The sequence below is a fragment of the Rhodopirellula islandica genome (assembly GCF_001027925.1).
Classification (GTDB): Bacteria; Planctomycetota; Planctomycetia; order Pirellulales; family Pirellulaceae; genus Rhodopirellula; species Rhodopirellula islandica.
Genome location: NZ_LECT01000048.1, coordinates 194,997 through 205,705 on the forward strand (window position 1 = coordinate 194,997; position 10,709 = coordinate 205,705).

Annotated in this window: 5 protein-coding genes; 1 reads left to right on the top strand and 4 read right to left on the bottom strand. The window is 57.4% G+C overall.

Annotated elements, in window-relative coordinates; genetic code table 11:
• Positions 1-68 precede the first annotated feature (68 nt).
• On the top strand, positions 69-539 hold the full coding sequence (locus RISK_RS24935; protein ID WP_047817029.1) for a PA2169 family four-helix-bundle protein: 471 nt from the start codon (positions 69-71) through the stop codon (positions 537-539).
• A gap of 528 nt (positions 540-1,067) precedes the next feature.
• Here RISK_RS24935 and RISK_RS24950 read toward each other — a convergent pair.
• The 4 genes from RISK_RS24950 to RISK_RS24960 form a co-directional block, all read right to left on the bottom strand.
• On the bottom strand, positions 1,068-7,466 hold the full coding sequence (locus tag RISK_RS24950; protein ID WP_390173964.1) for a choice-of-anchor Q domain-containing protein: 6,399 nt from the start codon (positions 7,464-7,466) through the stop codon (positions 1,068-1,070).
• Between the two features lie 506 nt (positions 7,467-7,972).
• Positions 7,973-8,104 (bottom strand): hypothetical protein, encoded by a 132-nt coding sequence (locus RISK_RS33420; protein WP_261340235.1) that lies wholly within the window; start codon positions 8,102-8,104, stop codon positions 7,973-7,975.
• A 45-nt stretch (positions 8,105-8,149) separates the two neighbouring features.
• Positions 8,150-8,488 (bottom strand): hypothetical protein, encoded by a 339-nt coding sequence (locus RISK_RS24955; protein WP_047817033.1) that lies wholly within the window; start codon positions 8,486-8,488, stop codon positions 8,150-8,152.
• Positions 8,489-8,644: 156 nt separating this feature from the next.
• Positions 8,645-9,007: a hypothetical protein gene (locus RISK_RS24960; RefSeq protein WP_236696674.1), complete on the bottom strand. Its 363-nt coding sequence runs from the start codon at positions 9,005-9,007 to the stop codon at positions 8,645-8,647.
• Positions 9,008-10,709 lie beyond the last annotated feature (1,702 nt).

A 10,709-nucleotide genomic window follows, 5' to 3' on the forward strand; every position in this document is an offset into this window, starting at 1 on the left:
CAACCTACTTCCTTCATCGAACAACCGTTTGATAAATCTACCAACTACAGCAAACTGAAGGATTTCACATGTCTCTTGAAACCAAAATCGACTTGAACGAAACCACCATCGAAAAGCTTCAAAAGCTGATTCGTGCCAACATCGATTCCTACAACGGCTTTCACGAGTCCGCCGAAGAACTGAAGGACGAGCGTTTGGCGACACTGTTTCGGGCGATTGGTGATGAACGGTCCGCGATGGCCACTGAACTGCAGCAGCACGTCGAGTTCAACGGCAAAGAAGCCGAAGACGATGGCAGCGTGGCCGCCAAAACACACCGCATCTGGATCAACATCCGCGGCAAACTGAACGGCGGCGATGCAACCGTGATCTTGATCGAAGCCGAGCGTGGGGAGGATCACATCAAGGAAGCCTACGAAGATGTCCTCAAAGACACCGCTGGCAGTGCAATGAACGATGTGTTGTCCGCCCAATACGCAAAGGTCAAAGCCGGCCACGACAAAGTTCGCGATCTTCGCGACGCCTACAAGGCCAGCTGATCAACGCTTGCCAAATCATATCGGTTTCCAAACCGAACAACGAAAGCCATGTCCACGGACGTGGCTTTTTGTTTGCGCGGATGACATTCCGTTCGCATTTCGTTCTGAGTTCTGAGTTTAGCCGAAAGAGTGGCAGCAAAGAGATCGTCCGCAATGCCATTCATGGTCAACCCCACGCTTCAGGAACGCGTTGTCAAACCCTGCCGAACGTTCGGCAAAGTGGTGCCGTGTCGACCAATCGTGACCGAGCCTCCCATGATGATTGGCTCGGTTTCATCTCCGGCAATCAAACAATCGTCCAAATCAGACTGCGTTGAACGAGAAACCACCAACCAAGATCGAATGAGTTGAAAATCCAACCGCCCGGGATGCGGTTGACGCCAAGCAGGTCGGCAGGCGTCATTCGGCGTTTGAACCGGTTTGGCAAACGCCCCCGCTTCCCCGTTTCCCCGTACACCCAGGGCCAACGCTGAACTTCGAAATGGTTGGTGTTGACGCGATGCGGTCAAATCCTATCGGACCAAGTTGCTAAACGGTTCCCAACAATTCGATCTCAGTTGCCATGGATAGCGAGGGGTCCTCGTCATCGAGTTCCGCCATCGCCTCGTCCACTCCGAATGACGTGGCTGTTGCGGTCGATGATGAACCGTCGAATGTCGATGAGACCTTGCTTTCGGGTCCGTCGACACCGATGACTTCTCCGCTGTCGAAAAACTCATCGACTTCATCGCTCGAGAGCTCACTGGGTGCAAAACTTCCGAATGGAATTTGCGGTGCAATGAGTTCACCCAAAGCCGCGTTGGTTGACAGTTCCATTCGGTTGAGATGATTGATCACCAACAATGCATCCAGTGCAGTGACGTTCGCGTCGCGATTGACATCGACGAAGCTTCCCACGAGTGGTTCACCACCGGCATCGTTCAAACGGTTCAACTCATTGATCACCATCAACGCATCCAATGCCGTCGTTTCACCGTCAGCCGATGTATCGGTTGGCTGCAGGATGTTCGTCGCCGCTCGATTGGTCAACGTGTCGGATCCGGCTGACGATTGAATCGAAAAAATCCGATCGCTGGACAGCGGCTCAAAAATGACCGCATACAACTCGCCGGCTTCCAAGTTCGCCCTCGCCACACCGTTCTGATAGGAACTCACCGTCAACGTATCGGCATCGACGATCCGCACCGTCTCGCTCAGGCTGGTCACGCTAATCGGCGTGACCGTGACCGTCGTGTCCGTCAACGCCTGAAAGATGATTGCGGTTGGAATGCCATCCCCAGGAATCAAGTGTGGACGCGCCACAAAGGTCGGAATCAAGATTCGCGTTTCACGTTCATTGATGTCGTCGTTGAGAATGACTCCCGCCGCATCCGCTTGTGATATCAGCGTGTCATCGCTGGCGTTGCTAAGCAGCACCGTGAAGCTTTCGTCTGACTCCACTTGAGTGTCGCCCGAAACGTTCACCGTGATCGTCGCCGCCGACTCGCCATCAGCGAATGCCACCGTCCCGGTGGGCAATGTGCCACCAAAATCGCTCGCATCCGCTGGATCCTCTCCGTCACCGACCACTGAATAGTCCACCGTGACAGTACCGGTCGTGCTTTCGGAACGAGTCACCGTGAACGTGAACGCGGTGGTCCCCGCATCACCTTCGACGCGTTGGGCATTCTCAGCAACGATGCTCAACGAAGCCGCAACCGGTGCCGCCAGATCCGATTCGAAGGCACCGATGTCGACCCCCGGACCCTGCGGTCGCGCAACGCCGCGTTGATCAGTTGCCAATCCGGCCAGCACCCCGGCATCCAAAGCAGCACTACCAGCGAGCAATGGAATCGTCGGGGTTGGGCCACCAAACTCGCCCAGTGTTCCAAGCCCTGCGTCATCATCGACAAGGTTGTTTCCGTTGTCGGTGATGGAACCCGACAGATTGGGATTCGTCGAAGCGGTATTCCGCGATACGATCGAATTGATCAACGACAAAATGCCCGCTTCGACCGAGATGCCTCCACCTTGCGATGAAGTGTTGTCGGCGATCGTGACACTGGTCAACGAGACAGTTCCACCTTCGCTCAAGACACCGCCACCATGGCTGGATGCTGAGTTCGATGCAATGGTTGAGTTGACAACCGTGACTTCACCGCCGTCCCCGTCGGCAAAAATCCCGCCGCCGTCGATTGTGACATTGTTGGAGATCGTAGAACGTGTGACGACCAGCGTTCCCGTGGAACTGTTCCACAAACCACCGCCTTCGCTGGCGGCCGTGTTGCCATCAACATGAACTTCCGTCAGTTCAACGGAACCATCACTGGAGATATGAACCGCTCCACCGTTGCCTGGCGCAGCAGATCCACTTGGGCCAGCCACGTTGTTTTCCAGTGATCCACCGGTAAACGTTGTGGTCGATCCGCCGATGGCTTCCAGACCACCGCCGGCACGATTGGCGACGTTGCCTGAAATGGTCGTGTTGTCGATCGTCGCGATCCCAGTGTTGAAAATGCCGCCACCACTTCCCGATGCACCATCGGCGACATTGAATCCGATGACTGCATCGATCACGTTCAGCATTCCACCGTCATTGAATAGACCGCCGCCACCGTTGCTGGCGTCATTGCCGCTGGCAACATTCGATGAAATCGCCCCGCCGTTGAGCGTCATGGTTCCGGTCGACGAGTTCCACAAACCGCCCCCTTCGCTGGCCGCCGTGTTGCTGCCGAAGATCGCCAGGTTCGATGTCACGTTGGCCGCTCCCGTCGAGTGCAATCCACCGCCATTGATACCGGCGAAGTTGTTCGAAACATCGGTTCCGAAGTTCAACGTCACCGTGCCAGTGATCACTTCGATGCCACCACCAGCACGATTGGCCGTGTTGCCTTCGGATGCAATCGCACCACCGATTTGGCTCAAGTTGATCGTCACTGCACCGTCGGTGCTGAAGATACCACCACCGCTACCAAGCGTTCCGTCAGCCGCGTTGCCGCTGATCGTTGCATTGCTGACCGTCAGTGTTCCGCCATTGTTGAAGATCGCTCCGCCACCGTCATCGGCGGCGTCACCCGAGGCAACGTTCCCGGTCAAGATGGTTCCGTCAACCGTCATCGTCCCGGTGTTGTTCCAAAGACCACCGCCTTCGAGAGCCGCGGTGTTGTCGCGGATCGTTCCCCCTGAGATCTCTGCGTTGCCATCACCCGAGAGATGCAGTGCGCCACCGTTCCCGGGCGCCGCTGATCCATCCGGTCCGGCAACATTGAGTTCCATCAAGACATCGGTCAGCGTTGTGCTGCTTCCCGCAGTCGCTTCGATCCCACCGCCTGCACGATTGGCGGTGTTGCCACTGATCTGGCCGCCCGCAACAGTCAGCGTGCCTTGATTGAGGATCCCCCCGCCACTGCCGGCTGCACCATCCGCAACATTGTCAGTGATCATTGCGTCGTTGACATTCAAAGTGCCACCAACATTGAACAGACCGCCCCCGCCATTGTCAGCATCATCGCCTGAGGCCGTGTTGCCGCTGATCGTGGTTCCGGTCACGGTCATCACACCGGTTCCGTTCCACAAGCCGCCACCTTCAGACGCGGCAACGTTGTTGTTCACGGTGCCACCGCTGATGGTGACCGTCCCCGCGTCGGTGACGTGCAAGCCACCTCCATTGCCAGGCGCTGCCACTGCGGGACTGACACCGGCGTTGTTTCCGTCCAGATTCACGTCCGTCAGCGATGTCGTTGACCCGTTGGTCACTTCGATCCCACCGCCTGCGCGATTGGCAACGTTGCCGCTGATCGTCGAGTCAGTGACGGTCAGCGAACCGAGATTCAAGACTCCGCCGCCGCTGCCCGAGATTCCGTCAGCTGCATTGCCGGTGATGGACGTCGAGTCGATGGTCAGCGTGCCGCCATCGTTGAAGACACCGCCACCGCCTTGATCCGCGTCATCGCCGCTGGCCGTGTTGCCATCAACGCTCGATCCAACCAGAGTCATCGTTCCGGCCGAACTGTTCCAAACACCACCGCCCTCCGCACCCGCAGTGTTTGCAGTGATGGTCGTGTCAATGAAATTCGCGGTCCAAGGGCCGGATGTGTGCAGAGCACCACCATTGATTCCAGTCGTGTTTCCGTCGAATTCAGTTTCGAAGAAGGTTGCATTGCCAGCGTTCTCGACACCACCGCCCGCACGAGACGCATCGTTGTTCGAAATCGTTCCTCCACGAACCACCAACGTTCCGCCGTTCGCGTTCAGAATCCCGCCGCCGTTGCCCAGTCCCACCATCGCGGTGTTCTCGAAAACATCACTGTCGGTGATCGTGACCGTGCCGCCGTCATTGAAGACTCCCCCGCCACCTTCACCTGGTTCATCGCCACCACTGACATTGCCAGAGATGCTTGAATCAGCGATCGAGACATTTCCACTTTCGTTGGCGATCCCGCCACCGTTCCCCGTTGCTGTGTTGCCAGAAATCTCCGCATTCACGATCGTCAGCATTCCGCCCACGGCTTGCAACGTGCCCGCTGCAGCTGGACCGGTCACGCGATAACCATCCGGTGAACCATCACCGTCAACATCAACGTCCGTGTTCACCCCATGCAGCACGATCTCACGCAGTGACATCGGCAACAAATTGTTGTACTGACGAGCTTGGTCAGCATCGCTCAGATCAAACGTGTACGTCTCACTGAAGTCGATCGTGCCGTCTTCGGCTGTGGGAAAGTCATCCAAGTTGAAATCGGCCAACGGTGAGTTCCCTTCCAAAGGAACCGGTGCACGTGGGCTGGATAGGTTCAACAAAACGTTGCCATATCCAGAAACCCCTTCGCCGACGGTGATGAAGCCATCTCCGTTCGCATCATCGCCAGCATCCGGTGTTCGCGAATCGATCGCAACACCACCTTCACCCAGGAAGGGTCCTGGGATTGTTCCGGTCGAATCCAGGTCCGATGCAAATCGTCCGTGAATGTGTTGGATGTGAGGTTGGTTGGGAACCAAACCAGAAGCGTTGATATGGACCGTGATCGACGGGTTGCCGGGATCACTCGTGTCCACCGTAACCGATGCGGTTCCGCTCACACCTGAATCATTCAGGGTACTCAGGGTCGTTTCGAAAGACTGCGATGTCGCATCGACACCGCTGTCATTGAAAATGCCGCCACCAATTGGAGCGGAGTTCCCACTGACGGTCGTCCCGTCCACAGTCAAACTTCCGGAGACGCTATTCCAAAGGCCACCGCCTTCGTTCGCAGCAACGTTGTCCGTCACCGAACCGCCGGTGATCGTCACGATCCCATCGCCAGAAACATGCAATGCACCTCCGTTGCCCGGTGATGCAGATCCATCCGGTCCAGCAACGTTTGATTCCAACCTGACATCCGTCAACGTCGTGCCGCTCCCCGCCGTGGCTTCAATCCCACCACCGGCTCGATTGGCAGTGTTGCCACTGATCTCGCCACCCGAGACGGTTAGCGTGCCATCATTGAGAATCCCACCACCGCTGCCGCTGGCACCATCGGCGACATTGAATCCGATGACTGCATCGATCACGTTCAGCGTGCCACCGTCATTGAATAGACCGCCGCCACCGTTGCTGGCGTCATTGCCGCTGGCAACATTCGATGAAATCGCCCCGCCGTTGAGCGTCATGGTTCCGGTCGACGAGTTCCACAAACCGCCCCCTTCGCTGGCCGCCGTGTTGCTGCCGAAGATCGCCAGGTTCGATGTCACGTTGGCCGCTCCCGTCGAGTGCAATCCACCGCCATTGATACCGGCGAAGTTGTTCGAAACATCGGTTCCGAAGTTCAACGTCACCGTGCCAGTGATCACTTCGATGCCACCACCAGCACGATTGGCCGTGTTGCCTTCGGATGCAATCGCACCACCGATTTGGCTCAAGTTGATCGTCACTGCACCGTCGGTGCTGAAGATACCACCACCGCTACCAAGCGTTCCGTCAGCCGCGTTGCCGCTGATCGTTGCATTGCTGACCGTCAGTGTTCCGCCATTGTTGAAGATCGCTCCGCCACCGTCATCGGCGGCGTCACCCGAGGCAACGTTCCCGGTCAAGATGGTTCCGTCAACCGTCATCGTCCCGGTGTTGTTCCAAAGACCACCGCCTTCGAGAGCCGCGGTGTTGTCGCGGATCGTTCCCCCTGAGATCTCTGCGTTGCCATCACCCGAGAGATGCAGTGCGCCACCGTTGCCTGGCGCCGCCGAACCATCCGGTCCGGCTACATTGAGTTCCATCAAAACATCGGTCAGCGTTGTGCTGCTCCCCGCGGTCGCTTCGATCCCACCGCCAGCACGATTGGCGGTGTTGCCACTGATCTGGCCGCCCGCAACAGTCAGCGTGCCTTGATTGAGGATCCCCCCGCCGCTGCCGGAGACACCGTTTGCGACATTGCCGGTGATCGTTGAATCGGTGATCGTCACGTTCCCGCCATCAATGGCCAGGGCACCGCCACCCATGTCAGCGTCGTCGCCAGTCGCTGTGTTGCCTGTCAACGTGACATTGGTTAGAGACAACGATTGTCCCGACCCGACGAAGATTGCACCGCCTGATTCCGCCAAACCGTCTTGCAGCGTCAAACCGGATACATCCACGATCACGGCCTCCCCAGCGGACGCGTTGATCGCGAAAATTCGCGAGACATTGCCACCGCCAATCGTTTGACCCGATGAGTCACCCAACGCAATCTGGAGCGATTCGGTGACCTCCAACTCGCTGCCCAGAAGGATCGTGCTCAAACCGTCGGCGAAGGTGATGCGATCGATTTCGGTCGCAGTCAAATCACCCGGCACCGTGTCCGCATTCACAATGGCGTTGGAATTGGAGGCTTGGATTGCCTCCCGTAAACTGATCATGCCGTCTTCCGCGACCACATCCAGGGCGGTGTCGACGACATAAGCCGCTAGAACGCGACGCTCCTCGAGGCGTTCCCCCATCAATCGGTTCAGAGTTGTTCGGCGTGACCTGGTTCCGCGTCGCTTTCTCCTCTGAAAATTCTCAGCTTCCTTTGCAACTTCGGGAGCGTGGCGTTGATCAACTGGTTGATTTTCGAGCAAGCGGGCAGAACGAAAGCCGAACATAAAGGTCTCCGATGAGTCAAAAACGGGTGAGGGAGGGCGTCAACGAGCCACCCAAATCGCGCATTCCCCCACGTTTGACCGCGCAAGACGCACAAAGAAAGCGACAGCCACCCGGGTGAGGGACGACTATCGCTGTACAAAGCAACAGATATGCCGGTCATGCAATTGGGATCGATTATGAGGCAGCCGTGTCAAACTCGTTTGCGCACGCCCGCATCGAGATCCAGATCGGCATTGCCGAACTCGGCCAACATCGACTTGTGGGCTGTCATTCATCGTGCAACAGGACGCGCTGAAAAGTGGCGCGGAAACGTCTACCTCCCACACCTTGCTCGTGACCACCTGCGTCTGCCGTTGATCGCTCACGTCTTCACCCCCAGAATCGCATTTTCGCGAAAAACGTCGCCCTCAGGATCGACGTCATAGATCGCGATCACGTCGGCGTCGTCGACATGGCCGTCAATTCGTTCCAGTGCGCTATGATGTTGGCGCACCTTGGGATTGCGATCAGCAAAAGCCCTTACTGGGCCGACCCTGCGCTATGGCAGCGTCCCCATCGCAAAAGACTCGCAAGCGACATCCAACCGACCGCCGCAAGCGTTGAAGTTCAGGCGGTAGTGTTCCCATTTGGACTCGGCAACGATTGGCGGCCAGGCAGAATTCCGAACCACACACGTGCCATCGTACGGCTCACCCTCGAACAAGTCGTCTGGTTCATCAGTCCACTCGAAACGAGTGACGTCACGAAACACGACGCAAATTTGATGTTCACGCCAATCGAGGAATCTCAGCGTGACATCACTGCCATCATACGAAATCGATGTAACCTCTCCGTCGGCGGTGGAGAATCCGGGGTGAATGATTTCAGCGATCGGCATTGGCCCCCCCTGCGTCGGCCCACAGTCAGTATTTGAACACCGCCCGGAACCGAGCCAGCGATGTCTGAACAACGAGAGATTGTACCAACGCCAGCCCGCGTGACCAACCAAGGAAGGTGCACCGAAGGCCCGTCGTGAACACCATGTTGTCCGCCGCTAGCCCCGCGATTGATTGTCAGTATCAAGGTTGCGTGCGTCCGGATACGCAGCGAGAAAGGCATTCGCGACGTCGTCAGACGCACCAATCAGCAGCGTCGCCGAAGAATCCCAGCAAACGATCTCGAAACTCGCGTCAGAGAATTGCGGCCGCGGCGAACCATGCCACAGATCGGCGTTGCCGTCAGCATACGGAACAGAGTCGAGGATCGTGGGGTCGAAATCGGCGGATGCAGGCAATGCCGACAGCACCGACCAGACGAATTGAGGACGATTGAGAGCGAAGTCGTAAAGCGTGTCGCCGTCGACCAAGTAACGATCACTGTTGTTGGGCGGAACAGGAAGTTCACAAGTAAGGTCCACGTCCGTCCAGAGCCAGCGGTGTTGACGGACAATGGATTCAATCCGCGCGAAAAACGGGTGAAGGTCAGAATACCATTTGATCGTGGGCGATTTTTCGACGATGAGGTTTGCCAACGAATAACCTGCGGCGGACAACGGAAGGTTTTTACGACACCGCCCTCAACGAAGCGGACGACTTGGAAGTGCCGAACAGTGTACCCAATCGAGGGCCGTTGGAATCACAGCCAAGGCGATCGCGGCGTTGCCAACGGGAAGGCATCATCGAAGCGAACGACGTGACCCGCCGAACGAGGCTCCAAAGACGAAGCCGCGACCCAGCGTAAAACCCATGTGAGGCGACTGTTCCGCATCGAAGCCGAGAGCCCGCGCCGGATTAGTGTTCAATTAGCGAAGATCAGTGTTCAGCGCAGCCCGCCTTTTTCAGGAACACTAATCAGCGCTAATCGCACACTAATAGACCCCCTCGGACCGCTCGAAACCCCGACCTCGGTAGGTCGCCTAACGGAACGTTTTTACGACAACGCCTGAACGAAGCGGACGACTTGGAAGTGCCGAACAGTGTACCCAATCGAGGGCCGTTGGAATCACAGCCAAGGCGATCGCGGCGTTGCCAACGGGAAGGCATCATCGAAGCGAACGACGTGACCCGCCGAACGAGGCTCCAAAGACGAAGCCGCGACCCAGCGTAAAACCCATGTGAGGCGACTGTTCCGCATCGAAGCCGAGAGCCCGCGCCGGATTAGTGTTCAATTAGCGAAGATCAGTGTTCAGCGCAGCCCGCCTTTTTCAGGAACACTAATCAGCGCTAATCGCACACTAATAGACCCCCTCGGACCGCTCGAAACCCCGACCTCGGTAGGTCGCCTAACGGAACGTTTTTACGACAACGCCTGAACGAAGCGGACGACTTGGAAGTGCCGAACAGTGTACCCAATCGAGGGCCGTTGGAATCACAGCCAAGGCGATCGCGGCGTTGCCAACGGGAAGGCATCATCGAAGCGAACGACGTGACCCGCCGAACGAGGCTCCAAAGACGAAGCCGCGACCCAGCGTAAAACCCATGTGAGGCGACTGTTCCGCATCGAAGCCGAGAGACCGCGCCGGATTAGTGTTCAATTAGCGAAGATCAGTGTTCAGCGCAGCCCGGCTTTTCCAGGAACACTAATCAGCGCTAATCGCACACTAATACATCCCCTCGCCCCCCCGACCTCGGCAGGTCGCCGAACGGAACGCTTTTTACGACACCGCCATCAACGAAGCGGACGACTTGGAAGTGCCGAACAGTGTACTAAACCCGAGGGCCGTTGGAATCACAGCCAAGGCGATCGCGGCGTTGCCAATGGGAAGGCATCATCGAAGCGAACGACGTGACCCGCCGAACGAGGCTCCAGAGACGAAGTCGCTATCCAGCGTGAAACACATGTTAGGCGACTGTTCCGCATCGAAGCCGAGAGCCCGCGTCGGATTAGTGTTCAATTAGCGAAGATCAGTGTTCAGCGCAACCCGGCTTTTCCAGGAACACTAATCAGCGCTAATCGCACACTAATAGATCCCCTCGAACCCCCGACCTCGGCAGGTCGCCGAACGGAAGGTTTTTACGACACCGCCATCAACGAAGCGGACGACTTGGAAGTGCCGAACAGTGTACCCAATCGAGGGCCGTTGGAATCACAGCCAAGGCGATCGCGGCGTTGCCAACGGG